Origin of the sequence: Streptomyces sp. NPDC001868 (assembly GCF_040297125.1) — a bacterium.
In the GTDB taxonomy this organism is placed as follows: Bacteria; Actinomycetota; Actinomycetes; order Streptomycetales; family Streptomycetaceae; genus Streptomyces.
Genome location: NZ_JBEOYO010000060.1, coordinates 1 through 15,761, shown reverse-complemented (window position 1 = coordinate 15,761; position 15,761 = coordinate 1). Strand labels below are relative to the sequence as shown.

The following is a 15,761-nucleotide window of genomic DNA, read 5'->3' as shown; positions in this document are numbered from 1 at the left end:
GACTACTCCTTGTTCATTCTGCGCAGACGGGGCCTGCTCGGGCTGGACGCGGGGGATCCGGCGGATCCGGCCGACGCGGGAGCGGCGGCGATGTGGTCGGCGAGTTGGGCGACCGTGGGGCTGGAGAAGATCGTCTTGATGGAGACCTCGGCGCCGAGCTGCTTGCGGATACGGCTCTTGAGCCGGGTCGCCAGCAGCGAGGTCACGCCCAGGTTGAAGAAGTTGTCGTGGACGCCGATCCGGTCGGGCTCGACGCCGAGGACGTCCCCGAACAGGGCGCACAGGGCCTGCTGTCCGGGGGTGAGGGGAGCGCCGTCCCCGGTGGGTGCCACCGGCTCCGGCGCGACCGGTTCCTGCGGGGCGGCGATCGGTGCGCCGAGGTCGAGGGTGCCCACCGGCCGCTCCGGGTCGGTGGCCAGCGCCCGCAGTACCGTGCCCAGGCCGGTGGCGACCCGGTCGGCGGTGTCCTCGTCGAAGACGCCGCGCTTGTACTGGAACGTCAGCCGCAGCCGGGGGCCGGTCTCGGCGATCAGGGTCAGCGGGTAGTTGGAGCCGCCGAGCGAGCGTGTCCCGGTGAGGGTGAGGCGGGCGGCGGCGGAGGCCTCGGCGAGCGCGGACTCGTCGACGGGGAACGCCTGGTAGACGAGCAGGGTGTCGAAGAGGGCGCCCAGGCCGGTGGCCTCGTACAGGCCGCTCAGGGGCTGGTGGTGGTGGTCGAGCAGCTCGGTCTGCCGCTCCTGGAGGCCGGTGAGCAGGGTGCCGAGGCCGTCCTCGGGGGTGTACCGCACCCGTACCGGCAGGGTGTTGATGAACAGCCCGACCATCGACTCGACGCCGGGCAGCCCCGGCGGCCGGCCGGAGACGGTGGCGCCGAACAGCACGTCGTCCCGTCCGGTGAGCCGGCCGAGGACGACGGCCCAGGCGCCCTGGACGAGCGTGTTGAGGGTGACGCCCAGCTCGGCGGCCCGCCGCACCAGCCGCTCGGCCTCCTCGTCGGTCAGCGGCACGTCCGCGTGGCCGGTCCCGGAGCCGGCCAGTTCGTCGCGGGCGACCGCCGTGCCGCCGAGCAGCGTGGGGCGGTCCACACCGGCCAGTTCGGCGGCCCAGGCTCCGGCCGCGCTCCGCTCGTCCTGCCGGGCCAGCCACGCGAGGTGGTCGCGGAAGCCTCGGACCGGCGGGAGGGTCGCGGGGTCGCCCCCGGTGGCGTAGAGGCGGAGCAGGTCCTGGGCGAGGACCGGCTCGGACCAGCCGTCGAGCAGGGCGTGGTGCAGGGTGAGCACGAGCGCGGCCCGCTCGGCGCCCAGCCGGACGAGGGTCATCCGCAGCAGCGGCGGGTCGGCGAGGTCGAAGGGCTCGGTCTGGTCCTCGGCGAGGAAGCGCTCGAAGGCCGTCTCCCGCTCCTCGGGTACCAGGGTTCTGAGGTCCAGCTCCCGCCAGGGGAGTTCGACGCCGTCCACCACCAGCTGGACCAGGTCGCCGGACGCGTCCGGGGCGAAGGCCGCGCGGAGGGCGGAGTGCCGGTCGAGCAGGGCCTGTCCGGCGGCCCGCATCCGGGCGGGGTCGACGCGGCCGGCGAGCGTGAACACCGACTGCATGCGGTACGCGTCGTAGTCGCTGTCGCTGAGCATCGACTCGAACAGCATCCCGGACTGCATCGGCGTCAGCGGCCATATGTCGGACAGGTTCGGGTGACGTTCACGGAAGGCCGCCAGGTCCTCGTCGGCCAGGGAGACCAGCGGGCCCGACACCTCCTCGTACGACGGGGCGGGCGTGGGTGTGCCCGCGTGCGGGGCGAGCCGGGCCGCGGTCCGGTGCGTGAGCAGCTGCCGCTGGGTGATCTCCAGGCCCCGGGTGCGGGCGAGGGCCACCACCTTGAGCGAGCGCAGGGAGTCACCGCCGATCGCGAGGAAGTCGTCGTCGGCGCCCACCCGGTCGAGGCCCAGCACCTCGGCGTACACCTCGGCGAGGATCCGCTCCCGCTCGCCCTCGGGCTCCCGGTACTCCCCGCCGTCGAAGACCGGCGCGGGCAGGGCCTTGCGGTCGAGCTTGCCGTTGGGCGAGAGCGGCAGCGCGTCCAGGAACACGAAGGCGGCCGGGACCATGAACTCGGGCAGCCGCCCGGCGGCCGAAGCCTTCAGTTCGGCGGCCTCGACCCCGTCCGCCACCAGGTAGGCGACCAGGTGCCGGCCCTCGTGGGCGACGACCGCGGCCTGCCGTACGGCGGGATGGGCCAGCAGCACGGACTCGATCTCGCCCAGCTCGATGCGCAGTCCGCGCAGCTTGATCTGGTGGTCGGTGCGCCCGAGGTACTCGATCTCGCCGTCCGCCGTCCACCGCGCGAGGTCGCCGGTGCGGTACATCCGCTCCCCCGCCGGCCCGAACGGGTCGGCCAGGAACCGGTCGGCGGTGATCTCCGGCCGCCCCAGGTAGGCGGTGGCCAGCTGGACGCCCGCGAGATACAGCTCCCCGGACTCGCCGGCCCCGACCGGCCGCAGCTCGGCGTCGAGGACGTACAGCCGGGTGTTCCACACGGCCTTCCCGATCGGTACGGGACCGTCGGCGCCGGTGTCGCAGGGGTGGTACGTCACGTCGACGGCGGCCTCGGTCGGCCCGTACAGGTTGTGCAGCTCCACGCCCGGCAGCAGCCGCCCGAACTCCCGAACCGCCTCGCGCGGCAGGGCCTCGCCGGAGCAGAACACCCGGCGCAGCCCGGTGCAGCCGGCGGCCTCCGGCTCGGCGAGGAACACCTGGAGCATCGAGGGCACGAAGTGGCAGGTGGTCACGGCCTGTTCGCGGATCGTCCGCGCCAGATACGCCGGGTCCTGGTGGCCGCCGGGCTCCGCGACGACGATCGCCGCCCCTTCGCGCAGCGCCCAGAAGAACTCCCACACGGACACGTCGAACCCGGACGGTGTCTTCTGCAGCACCCGGTCGCCGGCGGTGAGCGGGTACTCCCCCTGCATCCACCGCAGCCGGTTGTCGATCGCCGAGTGCGGGACGACGACACCCTTGGGCCGGCCGGTGGAGCCCGAGGTGAAGATGATGTACGCGGGGTGGCCGGGGGTGACCGGCGGCGCCGGATCGGTGGCCGGGCGGCCGTCCACGGCGGCCCCGTCCTCGTCGAGTACGACGACGGGGATGCCCTCCGGCACCGGCACCCGCCCGGCGGTGTCCGCGACCACACAGGCCGGGCCGGTGTGCTCCAGCATGTAGGCGAGCCGGTCGGCCGGGTAGTCGGGGTCCAGCGGCAGATAGGCGCCGCCCGCCTTCACCACGGCGACCAGGGTGACCAGCAGCTCCAGGGAGCGGGGCACGGCGACGGCGACCGGGGTGCCGGGGCGGACGCCGAGGGCGGTCAGATGGTGGGCCAGCCGGTTGGCGCGGGCGTTGAACTCGGCGTACGTCAGGGTCGCGGTGCCGAAGACCAGGGCCGTCGCGTCCGGGGTGCGCCGGACCTGCTCCTCGATGGGCGCGACGAGTGTGAACTCCGTCAATTTCCACACCTCTTCTCTCGCTGGATGGTGCGCGAATAGGCAAACGGATCGGGCAAACGGATATCGTCCGGCGATTTCACGAACGAAGGGAAAGGGATCGCGGAGAAACAAGAAAGGGGGAATTCGATAACGACCCTAAGGTCACCGTCTTTTCCCAACAACGGTCGCCCCGGAATCCGTCGCGATCCGCCGCAGTACGCCCGCCAGCCGGTCCGCCGTGTCCCGGGCCGCCTCGGGCCCGAACAGCCCCCGCCGGCCGCGCAGCCGCAGCTCCAGCGGCCCCGGGTCGGCGTGCATGACGAGGGTCAGCGGCGGCTGCCCGTGGTGGACGGCCCGGACCCCGGTGACCGTGACCCGCCCGCCGGGGCCGGACCCCGGAGTGCCGATGCCGGGCATCCCGAGGACCGCCTCCCGGCGGTCGGCAGCCCCCGCGAGGACCACCGACCAGGCGCCGCGTACGACCGTCTCCAGGTCCACGCCGAGCCCGAGCGCGCGCAGGGTGAGCCGCCCCGCGTCCGCCACGCTCAGCGGCACCTCGGTCTCCTCGACCGGCGGTTCCCCGCCCCGGGAGCGGACGGTGCCGGTACCCGCGTACGAGCGCAGCAGGTCCCGCAGCAGCGCGCCCAGCCCGTCCTCGTCGAGGTGCGGGTGCCGTGCCGTGAACACCAGCAGGTGCCGTTCCCAGGCCAGCCGGACCAGCGTGGCCCGTACCGCGGGGCCGGGGGAGCCGACGCTCCTGCGGCCCGCGGCGAGGAGGGCGTCCAGGGCGTCGGTGCGTTCACCGACGGTCAGGACGCCGAGGTCCAGCTCCCGCCAGAGCGGCTTCCGGCCGTCCCGGTCGAGGAGCGACTTCACGGCCGTACGCATCCGTACCGGGTCGACCCATCCGCCCAGATGCACGACGAGCTGGAGCGGGCCGGTGCCCGGGGTGGTGAGCAGCGTGGGCGGCGGGGCCGGGGCCGCCGTCCGGGGGGCCGCCGACCGGGGCGGGGGCACCGGCGCGGGGGCGGTGCCGGGCCGGGTCACCGGCCGGCTCCCGTGACCGTCGGCACGCCCGTGGGCGCGCCCGCCGCCACCCTCGCCGCCATCCCCTCGACCGTCGGGCTCTCGTACAGCTCGTGCGTGCTCAGCCGGACGGAGAGTTCGGCGGAGACACGGGCCAGCAGACGGGTGGCGCGCAGGGAGTTGCCGCCGAGATCGAAGAAGGACTCGTCGCGGCCGACGCTCTTCTGCCCGAGCACGTCGGACCAGATCGCGGCGATCCGCTGCTCCAGTTCCCCTTCCGGCGGGGTGTGCTTCCGCTTGCCGAGGGCCGCGCGGCGCGGCGCCATGTCGAGCAGCAGCTGGGTCGTGTCGATGGCCCCGCTGCCGTCCTTGGGGATACGGGTGACCTCCATCAGCCGTACCGGGACGGCGAGTTCGGCCAGGGCGGGGGCGAGCGCGGCGTGCACGGCGGCCGGGTCGGCGCCGTCCGAGGTGTAGGCGACCAGGACCTCCCGCACGCTCAGCTCGTCCGGGGCCAGTTCGTCCACGACGAAGGGGTTCCGGGCATCGAGGCCGATGAGCTGGTAGTGGTACGGCAGTGCCGTGGCCGTGAGGAAGCAGCGCAGGCCCCGCTCGGGGTCGATCGCGCGGAAGCCGCGCAGCCGGGCGGGTGCCGTGGACCGGCCCCGGCTCATGCCGATGTCGTCCCACAGGCTCCAGGCCAGGCAGCGCACGTCCCGGCCGCGTTCGTGGTGCCAGTGGTCGGCGAAGCCCACGAGGAAGGTGTTGGCGGCGGAGTAGGCGCCGAAGGAGTGGCCGCCGAACTCGCCGTTGACCGATCCGAACAGGACCAGCGAGGCGTCCGGCCGGCTCTCCAGGACGTCCGCGAGGGCGAGGGTGCCCTCGACCTTGGCCGCGTACTGGGCGCGGAAGCCGTCCTCGGACTCCCGGGCCAGCGTGTGCCGTTCGAGGTTCTCCCACTGGTCCGAGACATCGGCGGCGGCCAGGTGCAGCACGCCGTCCAGCGGGCGCCCCCAGCGCTGCTCGGCGGCGGCCACCACGGCTTCCAGCTGCGCCCGGTCGGTGATGTCGGCCTGCCGGTAGGTGACCTCGCCGAGGTCGGTGAGGTCCTTCAGCCGGGCCGCCTTGGCGCCCTCGGCGGGCGACCGGCCCACCAGCAGCAGCCGGGCGCCGTACGCGGCCAGCAGATATCCGGCGAGGTCGCTCGCGATACCGCCGAGACCGCCGGTGACCAGGTACAGCCCGCCCGCCACCAGCGGCGGCGCGGTCTCGGCCTCCGTCTCCTCGTGGACGGCCCGCAGCCTCGGCTGCCAGCGCAGCCCCTCGCGGGCGGCGACCACTCCGGTGTGGGTGGGGTCGGCGAGTTCGGTCCGCACGGCACGGGCCCACTGCGCGCGGTCGGCGGGCAGATCGAGCTGCCGCACGGTGATCAGCGGGTTCTCGGCGGCGGCCGTACGGATCAGGCCCGGCAGGGCGCACACGCCGAGGTCGACGCGGTCGCCGGGCCGGACATGGGCGGCGCCCTCGGTGAGGACGAGCAGCAGGGGGGCGCCGAACTCGTCGAGGACGCCCATCAGCGCGGTGAGCTGGACGCTGGCGGCGGTGAGCCGGCGGGCGGGGTCGGGGTCCTCGTCGTCCAGCGGCCAGGCGAACACCACCGAGTCGATGGGCCCGTAGTGGGCGGTGACATCGGTCAGGACCCGGCGCAGATCCTCGGGGTCGCCGGGCGTGACCCGGTACCGGTCGAGGTCCGTCTCGGCGAACGAGCGGCCCTTGCCGACGAGCACCACGGCTTCGTCGTCGAGCCCGAGCGCGGCGAGTTGGCCCTCCTCCCCGAACACCACGCGCGTACCGCAGTCGGCGGAGAACACGAGCCGGGAGGATCCGCTGTCGGCCGGGGTGCGGCCGGCGGGCAGCCGCGACCACTGCCGCCGGAAGAACCAGGTGCCGGACTCCCCCGTCTCCTCCTCGTCCTCCTCGGTGGCGATGCGGTCGGCGTACCGTCCGGCCCGCAGATCGGCGACGAGCGCGGCCCGCTGGATCTTCCCGCTCGCCGTCTTCGGGAACTCGGCGTCCGTGACCGGTACGACCAGGTCGGGGGCGATGCCCGCCTCCCGGACCAGCGCGGCCCGTACGTCCTGGAAGGTCCGCGTGAGCGTCTCGGTGTCCCAGCGCACCGGCACGAAGAAGATCACCAGCCGGTCGGATCCCTCGCCCGGCTCGCGCACCCCGGCCGCCGCCGAGAACGTGACGCGCACGCCCTCGACCTGCTCGACGACGCTCTCCAGCTCGTGCGCCACGAAGTTGGCGCCCCGCACGATGATCTGGTCCTTCTTCCGCCCGGCGATCACCAGCGACCCGTCCCGCACGAAGGCGAGGTCACCGGTGCGGAACCAGCCGTCCTCGGTGAACGCCTCCCGGTTGGCCTCGGCGTTCCCGTGGTAGTGCCGCAGCATCGTCACGCCACGGATCTGCAGCTCGCCGACCCGGTCCTGCGGCAGCGTCCGCCCCTCGGCGTCGACGACCCGGATCGTGACCCCCGGGACGGGCCCGCCGACCTCGGTGAACGCGACGGCGTCGGCGCCCTTCTGGCCGGACGTCAGATAGACGAGGTGGTCCTGGTCGAGGGAGGACTGCGCGACGACCACGGTCCCGAGCGCGTGGTCGTCCCGGCTCTGCCGTGTGTACGTCACACCCGAGCAGGTCTCCGACATCCCCCAGCACGGCACCATCGCGTCCGCCCGCAGCCCGTGCGGGGCGAGCAGTTCCAGGAAGCGGTGGCTGGTGGCGGCGACCACGGGCTCGCCCGCGTTGACGAACTCCCGCATCCGGGACAGGTCCCAGCTTCGCCGGCCGATCTCCTCGGCACACTCGTTGACCAGGTTGTACGCGAAGTTCGGCGCCCAGGTGTTGGTCACGCCGTACCGCTCGATCCAGTCCAGCCAGAGCAGCGGGTCGCCGAGCACGTCGTCGATGCGCCCGTTGACGTGCCCGCACCGCAGGAACACGTCGCGGACGTTGTAGTAGACCATCGTCACGTGGTCGAGCGGCATCCAGATGAGGCTGACGTCCTCGCTGGTGTAGCCGCGCGCCTGGATCACCGCCCACTCCCGCGCGGCGACGGAGGCGTTGGTGTGCTGCACACACTTGGGGACGCCGGTGCTGCCCGAGGTGAGGAGGTTGATCACCGGGGAGTCCGGGGTGGTCGGGAACCAGTCGGAGTCCCGCTCGTGGGCGATCAGTTCGTCGACCCGCAGGACCCTGAGGACAGCGTGGTCCGGCTCCTCCCACAGCCCGTGCAGCGCGGCGAGCGCCGGAGCGGTCTCCCGGTCGGTGAGGATCACCGGCCGGTCGAGCAGCTCCCACGCGTTGCGCAGCTTCCGGTTCGTCTCGTTGTGACTCCCGTACGTCGTCGCCACGGCCACCGGCGTCGGCACGAACCCGCCGAGCACACAGGCCCAGAAGGCGGTCATGTACGCCCGGTGGTCCCCGAACTGGAACAGCGCCGCGTCCCCCGGGGCGAGTCCCTCGGCCCGGAGCCCGGCGAGCACGCGCTCGGCGTCCGCGAGCAGCTCGGCGTACGTCTGGAGGTCCGGTTCGCTGCCTTCGCGCAGGTACCGCGTCCCCTGCCCCGGGGCGAGTTCGGCGGCCTGCCGCAACCCTTCCTGGAGCGTCATGGGGGCACCGTCCGGGATGCGCGGCTCGCCGCCGAAGGTCTCGGAGGAGGGGCGGTCGGGGGACGGGGCGGACGCGGGCGCGGTGGCGCTGACGGTGGCCGTGGCCTGCGGCTCGACGGGATGCGCGGGTGTGCCGCCGCTCTCGCCGTCACCGTTGGCGTCGCCGTCGCCGTCGAGGGTGCGCGCGCCCTGCCGTACGACGACGGCGGCATCGCGCACCCCTGGTATCGCCCGGGTCGCGGCGGCGAGGCGGGCGGCGACGGCGGGGTCGAGGCCCGGGGTGACGTCGGGCGTGACGTCAGTGGCGACATCGGGTGTGGGGTCGGGTGTGAGGGTCATCGCGCGCTCCCCGCGAGTTCGGGCGCCGCCCCGGAGGGGCCGGCGTGGGACTGGCCGCCGAGGGCATGGCCGAGGTAGGAGACCAGGTCGGCCGGATCGGCGAGGAAGTAGAAGTGGCCGCCCGGGTAGAACCGGGTGTGGAAGGCGCCGGTGGTGTGGGCGGCCCACCCGTAGAGGGTGTCCTTGGGCGCCCTCGGGTCGGCGTCCCCGCTGAGCACGGTGATGGGGGTGTCCAGCGGCGCCCCCGCCTCCACCCGGTGCCGCTCCCACAGCGTGAAGTCGGCCCGCAGCGTGGGCAGCAGCCCCTCCATGACCTCCTCGTCCTCGGCGATCTCGGGCTCGATCCCGCCCAGGCGCACGACCTCGGCACCGAGTTCCTCGTCGGAGAGGGTGTGCATCACCGGAACCCGGCCGACGGTGCCGGGCGCGGGCTGCGCGGACAGGAAGAGATGGCTGGGCCCGGGGGCGCCGCGCTCACGCAGCGCCTTGGCCACTTCGTACGCCAGCGCCGCTCCCCCCGAGTGCCCGAAGAACGCGAAGTCCCCGTCGAGCACCGGCCGCAGCGCCTGCGCCAGCACCTTCACCAGCGGCCCCACCTCGGTCACCGGGTCCTCGGCGATCCGGTTCTGCCGCCCCGGCAACTGCACGGCGGCCAGCTCGATGTCCGCCGGCAACAGCCGCGCCCACTCGCCGTAGGCCCCGGCCCCGGCCCCCGCATGCGGAAAACAGATCAGCCGCCGTCGCGCCCGGGGCCGCCGCGCCCGCCATATCCAGGGCGTCTCGACAGCGAGATCGGGACTGTGCTCACTCATTGGGTTCCTCCATAAGAAGGTGCTTCAAGAAAGTGGGTTGAGAAGAGCCGCGCCCAGAAAGGGGTGCGGGACCTTATCGATATGCGGCTCCGCCGCGTGAGCGCGACCAGCCAAGACGAACCCGCAGCCGCCACCCGAAAAGAACCCCTGACGGCGGCCCGGCGAAAAGAAACTCAGCCCCGCCGCATCTCCAGCTCATTGGCCAACCGCAGCCAATGGTCCGCACAACGCCTCGCCGCCTGCGCCAGCACCGGCGCCCGATGCCCCGGCACACTCCGCGCGAGCCGCCGCCACCGCGCCTCGTCCCCGATCGAGTGCACGCTGAGCATCTGCAGCAGCATCCGCCCCGCCTCCGTGCGCAGCGACGGATCCTTGCGCAGGTTCGGCAGGATCAGCCCGATGGCCGCGGCCGACATGTGCGAGGTGTCCCGCCCGCCCCCGGCGACCCCACGGCCCGGCTCCTCCCGCGGAGCGACCCGCGACTTGGCCGACTGCGCCTGCGGCACGGGGTCCTGCCCCCTGCGGATGCGGTCCCGTACGTCCTTGGCGGTGGCGGTGGCGATCCCGGCCCGCTCGGCGATCTCCCGCAGCGACGCGGTCGGGTTCGCGGCGATGACCTGGCTGGCCCGCAGCCGCCCCTCGGTCGCCTGCAACGGCCGTACCCGGCCGTCCCGTCCGACCCGGGGCGCGTTCAACTGGTCGCTTCGGCTCGTTGAACGGCGTCGGATCGCCGCGACCGTGCTGGGCGCGAGCCCCGCGTTGGTGGCTATGCGGCGGTCGGACCAGTAGGGGTGGGTTTCGAGGATGCGTTCCGCGGCGGCGGCGCGGTCGGCCTGGGACAGCGGGAGGCCGTGCGCGATGTTCAGCTCGACGGAGAGGGCGAAGACCTCGCCCTCGTCGCCGTCGAAGTACTCGACCTCGATGGTCGCGGCCCCGCGCAGCCGGGCCGCGGCGAGCCGGTGCATACCGTCGATGACCCGCATCGACGGGTGGTGCACCAGGACCGGCGGCAGCGGTTCCTCCTGCTCGGCGAGCATCCGCACATGGTCGCGGTTCTCGCCGCCGAGACGCGGTGAGTCGGACGCGCGGAGCGAGTCGATGTCCACGACCGCGGTCCGCCGCGCCCGCCCCTCCTTGCCCGCGGCACCGCTCCGGTCGCCCGCGGGGGCGGAGCCGGCCGGCGGTGCCTCGATGCCGCCCGCGACGGCCAGACGCAGGCCCGGCCTGGACCCTTCCCGGCGGTCAGTGGACTCGGCGTGAGCGCCTGAGACGTTCATGACGTGTTCGCTCCTCCCCGTACGGGCGGGGCCACAGCTCTGCTTTCCCCCGTGGCCCTCTCAACCGTGCCAAAAACATACCAGGCGAGCGGGTTTTTTTACCCCGCCTGTTGGCCGGTTTTTCCGCAGCGGCTCGACAAGCCGGTGCCACCGAGAATTCCGATCAATCTACACAAAACATCCCGTAGCCGCGCCCAGGAGGATGCAGGCGCGGCCACGGGAGTCCTATTTGTCGCGAAACGAGAGCTTCCCTCACGGAGGCCCGCCCTCACTCACCGGCTCCCTCCAAAGAAACATACCGCTCTCGCGGTTTTCTCTGCCCTCTCCACACCACCCGGGGCCACAGGCAGCCGAGTGGTGCCGCCGGCGAACCCATCACGACGAAGCGGCCCGCACCCACGCCCGTCCGGGTTGCCGACAGCACCCGCCCGCGGTCATCACGCGGGTGTCGGCGACCACGAACCGGCTGTCGTCCAGCGGCCGTACGCAACCGGCACGGCATCGGGGCACACCCACTCCTGCCAGCTGTACGACCACGAGGGCGCCGTGGAGCGAGGGCGGCGGGCCCGCGGCCTGTCGGGCCGGGGCGGCGCAGGGAGCACGGCGGGCCGGTTCCCGGCGGACCCCGCACTGCCGGCAGACCCCGCGCTTCCGGCGGACCCCTTCGCGCCGAAGACGAAGACCCGCAGCACCACGAACCGTCCGACCCCGGCCGCCGCGGCGGCGGACAGGTACACGGCCTGTTCCAGGAGGACACCGGGGGCGGCGTGCACCAGGTGCAGTACGGCCATCGCCGCGCAGGTGACGCCGTACGCGGCGGCCGCCGAACCCGCCGCCTGCACATGCTCCCGCCGCCCGGCCCGGCGTCCGGCACCGAAGGTGAAGCGGGCGTGCAGTTCGGTGGCGACCACGGTCGACACCACCGTGACGACCGCGTTCGCCACGGCCCACGGCAGCAGCGCGGCCAGCAGCGCCACGGCTCCGCCGGACAGGACACCGATGCCGCCGCCGCACACGACGAACCGGACGAAGGAGGCCAACGGGCCCGTGGACCCGGGAAGTTCGCGCGTCATCTGCTGCTCCGTCTCCGTCTGCCTCATCGCGAACCTTCCGCCCCCTCGATCCGGTCCCGCCCATCCCGCACGTCGTGCGTCGATAAGAACAATGTACGGCTGTGCGCACACTGTGCGCAAGGGGGTACGGCGTACGACGGCAGAGCGGGTGTCAACGGGTGTCAGCCCTCGGGACGACACCACGGCTCGGGCGCACACACCGAGGGCGGCCCCCGGGCCGGGGCCGCTCAGATGCCTGCCTGGCCGTCCGTCCCCGCGCCCGCCTCGGGGATCGCGGGGCCCGTGGGCGCGCCGAGTCTGAGCTGTTCGGTGATCTGCACGAAGGCCGCCCGGAGGTGGTCCGGGATGCCGAGCGCGGTCGCCGCCTGGTCGGCGGAGAGCGTGTGCCCGGCGGGGACCGTGCCGGCCTCGGGTGGTGCCGGGGTCTGCGGCAGTTCCTGCTCGGTCAGCTTGCCCGAACGGATCAGGACATCCCGCACGGGGATGCCGAGCGCACGGGACAGACCCCGCATCGTCTCCAGATCGGGCATGCTCTGGCGCTGCAGCAGCCGGGTGATGGCCGCCCGGTGCACCCCCGCGTCCTCGGCGAGCTTGGTCTTGCCGCCGCCGCGCGGGCTGTCGATGTCGTACCCGCGCGCCCGCATCACGCCTTCGATCCAGGCCGCGAACTCGTCGATGTGTCCGGCATCGCTCTTCATGTCGTGGACGCTCCCCTCGGCTACACCCCCACTTGACGGTCGTGCGCACGCGAACCATGCCGTTGCGTGCACGCACGAGCAAAGGTTTCAGTGAGGGCCCTTCGTCAATCCGGCCTTGTTCCGAGCTCGTTCTCGCCCCGCGTTGCGCACGAACGCAACATGTGAAGTTGTGTGCGGGCTCGCAACAACAGGAGACCTTCCTTTCCCTTCAGTTGCCGCCGCCCCAGCTCTTGGTTGCCGCCGCCCCGGCATCCGTCGCCGACGTTGACGGTCTGGCTCCCGGTTGACGGTGCCGGCGTCCATGTCCCCGCAGGCGGTCCGGGTCCGTGGCAGGGTCCGTTCCCAGCCGATTACCGTGCACAGGTCGTCTTTGACTACAAACCGCATCGTCGGTTTGTTAGGCTGAGTTTTCGATGGTGAACCCGGAGAGTGACGGAGCCCATGGCCACGCAGGAACGCGCGATCCGTACGCGCAACGCCCTCATCAAGGCTGCGGCCGAACTGCTGGACCAGGAAGGCCCGGCCTCGGTCTCGCTGGCGACCATCAGCGCCAAGGCCGGTGTCAGCAACGGAGCGTTGCACTTCCACTTCCCCAACAAGGGGGCGCTCCTGGACGCAGTCGTCGTCGAGGCGGAGGCGCGACTGCGCCGGATCATCCGCCCGCGCGACCTCCACGCCGTGCAGGCGCTCATCGACGCCAGCCACGACCTCGTGCAGGGGCTCGGGCGGAACGTGGTGCTGCGGGTCGGCTTCCGGCTCAGCGGCTGCGGCAAGCGCTCCGCGACGGCGCCGGACCTGTGGGGTGACTGGCAGCGATGGGTCGAGGCCACGCTCGCGCGGGCGGACGGCGAGGGGGCCCTGGTGTCCGACGCCTCGCCCGAGGAGCTGGCGGCCGTCGTGGTGGCCGTGGGGGCCGGTCTGCAGGCCCGGGGGGAGAGCGACGTCCGCTGGCTGGAGCAGGTCGTACTGACGCGATTCTGGGCGCTGTTGCTGCCCCGCATCGTGGGCAGCGCCGCACGGCACCACTTCAGCCCGGCCGGGTTCGTGCCGGGGAGTGGCGAGGATCAAGGGCTCTAAAAACATCGGCGTCTTCAGCGACCTCGTGCACCACGACTACGGCAGCAACATCCAGCAGGTCCCCGAAGGCACCGAGGGCTACATCGGCATCGGCATCGGCATCGGCATCGCCGCCTCGGGCCGCCTCTCCTAATACCCTCGGCATACCATCGGCCTGGAGGGCCCCGCGGTCACCGTCGACACCGCCCGCTCCTCCATCCTGGTCGCCCTGCGTCTCACCGTCCGCTCCTTGTAGAGCAACGAGTGCTCCATGGCCCTCGCGGGCGGCACCGCTCTGATGCCGAACCCGGCGTCTTCATCGAGTTCTCACGTCAGCTCTGCCGTCGACCAGGACGCGGCGTCCCCGGACATCGACGTCGTCGAGGCGCACGGCACCGGCACAGCGCTCGGCGCCCGCACGAGCCGCACGAGCCGTACGACCGCCCGTGGTTCCGTCCCGTATGCACGCGGCGGCCTCCGCCCCGGTCGGCATGGGGCAGCCGTCATCGCCGTACATGGCCCCTTCCCGGGGACAAGCCGATGCGGCTCGCCCAGCCCCGGGGTACTTCAAAAAAACCGTATGCGCGGTTTATAGAGGCTGGGGGTGCTCCCCCGGCGGGCACATCAGCGCCGGCAACACCACCGCACGAGCGGCCGGGCCCTCTCAGCTCGCACGACCGCGTTCCACGCGGAGCAGGCCCTCCGGTGCCCACCCCCGTGCGCCCTCGGCCCACCGCACGGCTGAAAAGGTACGTTTCGCGGCGCCACAAACACCCCTGGAACCACCCACACCCCAGGGAAGACCCTGAGGTCAGCCCGCCCACCTGCGACCAGAGGGGCCGGAACGCCGCCGACGGGAAACCAGCCGTTCGCCGGGCTACCCGGCCGGAATGACTGCTACCGCTAGAAATTAAACCGGGTGGTATGTATCTTCACAGGCCTGAGGGACCCACACATCAACTTCACGCTTCTTGGCTCAGGGGGAGAGACATGTCTGCGAGTACCTTCCGCGTCGAACATCCCATCACCGGCGCTCGTCCCGCCGAGAAGGGCAACGCGACGACGGCGCGTATCGTCCTGTCCCGTTTTCCGTCCCTGACCAGCACCGTTCCCAAGGAACTGGTGCACCGCGCCAGCGTCGCCGAGGTGATGCTCACCGACTGGGAACGCAAGGACGACACTCATTTCACCGTGGCCGCGCAGTTGCCCCGTCGGCACGGCTTCTTCGACACCATCGACGGCTGCCACGACCCGCTCCTCATAGCGGAAACGGTCCGTCAGGCCGGGATCCTGCTGGCGCACGCGGAGTTCGACGTCCCACTCGGTCACCACTTCCTGATGTGGGACCTCGAAGTCGACGTCAGACCCGAGCACCTGCTCGTCGGGGCCACGCCGGCCTCTCTCGACATCGCGATCGCCTGCACGGACATCAAGCGCCGGGGCTCGAATCTTTCGGGGCTTCACTTCACGGCCGTGATCCACCGTGACGGGCAGGTGGCCGCGACCGGGGCCGCCACCTTCACCTGCACGTCTCCAGCCGTCTACCGGCGCCTTCGTGCCGCCAGGATCAAGGACGGTGTCCCCACTCCTCTCGCGCTGACGAGCCCGACGGCACCGCAGACCGTCGGCCGGCTCTCTCCCACGGATGTCGTCCTGTCCCCGGTGCCGGAGCCAGGCTGCTGGCAGTTGCGAGTGGACACCCGGCATCCGGTGCTCTTCGACCATCCCGTCGACCACGTGCCGGGCATGGCGCTGCTGGAAGCCGTCCGCCAGGCCACGTCGGCGTTCCTGGGACGCGCCTGCCTGCCGGTCGGCATCACCACCGAATTCATCTGCTACGCGGAGCTCGACGCCCCCTGCCTGATCGAGGTGTGTTCCCTTCCACGGCACACGGACGGCGGGGAACGCGTGCTCGTGACCGGCCGCCAGAACGGCAAAATCGTCTTCACCTCCGCCGTGACCGTGGCCCCGGCCTCGGCCTGAACGGTCGGCCGTGCCCCGTCTTCGGGCGGCGCACGGCTCCACCGTCCGCCGGGCGCGCCGTGGCCCCGGCCGCCGGAACGCGGCGACAGCGGCCCGCGACCGCTCGGATGTCCGGCGGCCGGCCGCCCGCGCGGCCGCCCCCCGGGCGCGGGGGGGGGAGGGGGGGGGGGCCCCGGGCCCGCGCCGGCCGGGCCGGGGGTGGGGTGGGGGGGGTGGGGGTGCGGGGGCGGGTCGCGGTGCGGTGTGCGGGGGGGGGATGGGGCGGTCTCGCAGGCGGCCTCGTCATGAGCGGGGGCTCATCGTTCGGCCTCTTCGGTCACCTGGTCGTCCGTCGCCGCCTTCAACTC

Annotated in this window: 7 protein-coding genes and 3 pseudogenes; 3 read left to right on the top strand and 7 right to left on the bottom strand. The window is 72.8% G+C overall.

The features are described 5' to 3' along the window. Positions 1 to 2: 2 nt before the first annotated feature. From ABT147_RS39965 to ABT147_RS39935, 7 genes and pseudogenes are all read right to left on the bottom strand, one after another. Positions 3 to 3,494 (bottom strand): annotated as a pseudogene (locus ABT147_RS39965) (acyl carrier protein); the annotation flags it as partial. Positions 3,495 to 3,635: 141 nt separating this feature from the next. Then, positions 3,636 to 4,520: a condensation domain-containing protein gene (locus ABT147_RS39960; RefSeq protein WP_351415841.1), complete on the bottom strand. Its 885-nt coding sequence runs from the start codon at positions 4,518 to 4,520 to the stop codon at positions 3,636 to 3,638. Next, on the bottom strand, positions 4,517 to 8,515 hold the full coding sequence (locus ABT147_RS39955) for an SDR family NAD(P)-dependent oxidoreductase (protein ID WP_351415839.1): 3,999 nt from the start codon (positions 8,513 to 8,515) through the stop codon (positions 4,517 to 4,519). The genes ABT147_RS39960 and ABT147_RS39955 overlap by 4 nt, the downstream gene beginning before the upstream one ends. Further along, a complete protein-coding gene (locus ABT147_RS39950) occupies positions 8,512 to 9,327 on the bottom strand; it encodes a thioesterase II family protein (RefSeq protein ID WP_351415837.1) in 816 nt (271 codons plus the stop codon). Before ABT147_RS39950 ends, ABT147_RS39955 begins: the two co-directional genes overlap by 4 nt. 173 nt (positions 9,328 to 9,500) lie before the next feature. Continuing rightward, complete coding sequence (locus ABT147_RS39945) at positions 9,501 to 10,604, bottom strand: ParB N-terminal domain-containing protein (RefSeq protein ID WP_351415834.1); 1,104 nt, start codon at positions 10,602 to 10,604, stop codon at positions 9,501 to 9,503. Between the two features lie 665 nt (positions 10,605 to 11,269). Beyond that, positions 11,270 to 11,704, bottom strand: a pseudogene (locus ABT147_RS39940) (GtrA family protein); the annotation flags it as partial. A gap of 200 nt (positions 11,705 to 11,904) precedes the next feature. Further along, positions 11,905 to 12,375, bottom strand: coding sequence for a helix-turn-helix domain-containing protein (locus ABT147_RS39935; protein ID WP_351415832.1), 471 nt, complete (start codon positions 12,373 to 12,375; stop codon positions 11,905 to 11,907). Positions 12,376 to 12,816: 441 nt separating this feature from the next. Here ABT147_RS39935 and ABT147_RS39930 point away from each other — a divergent pair, with 441 nt between their 5' ends. From ABT147_RS39930 to ABT147_RS39920, 3 genes and pseudogenes are all read left to right on the top strand, one after another. Continuing rightward, positions 12,817 to 13,452 carry a ScbR family autoregulator-binding transcription factor gene (locus tag ABT147_RS39930; RefSeq protein WP_351415830.1) on the top strand — a complete coding sequence of 212 codons (636 nt, stop codon included), beginning with the start codon at positions 12,817 to 12,819 and terminating at the stop codon, positions 13,450 to 13,452. Between the two features lie 142 nt (positions 13,453 to 13,594). Then, positions 13,595 to 13,767, top strand: a pseudogene (locus tag ABT147_RS47480) (beta-ketoacyl synthase N-terminal-like domain-containing protein); the annotation flags it as partial. A 654-nt stretch (positions 13,768 to 14,421) separates the two neighbouring features. Beyond that, a complete protein-coding gene (locus tag ABT147_RS39920) occupies positions 14,422 to 15,414 on the top strand; it encodes a ScbA/BarX family gamma-butyrolactone biosynthesis protein (RefSeq protein WP_351415828.1) in 993 nt (330 codons plus the stop codon). The last annotated feature ends 347 nt before the right edge of the window (positions 15,415 to 15,761 follow it).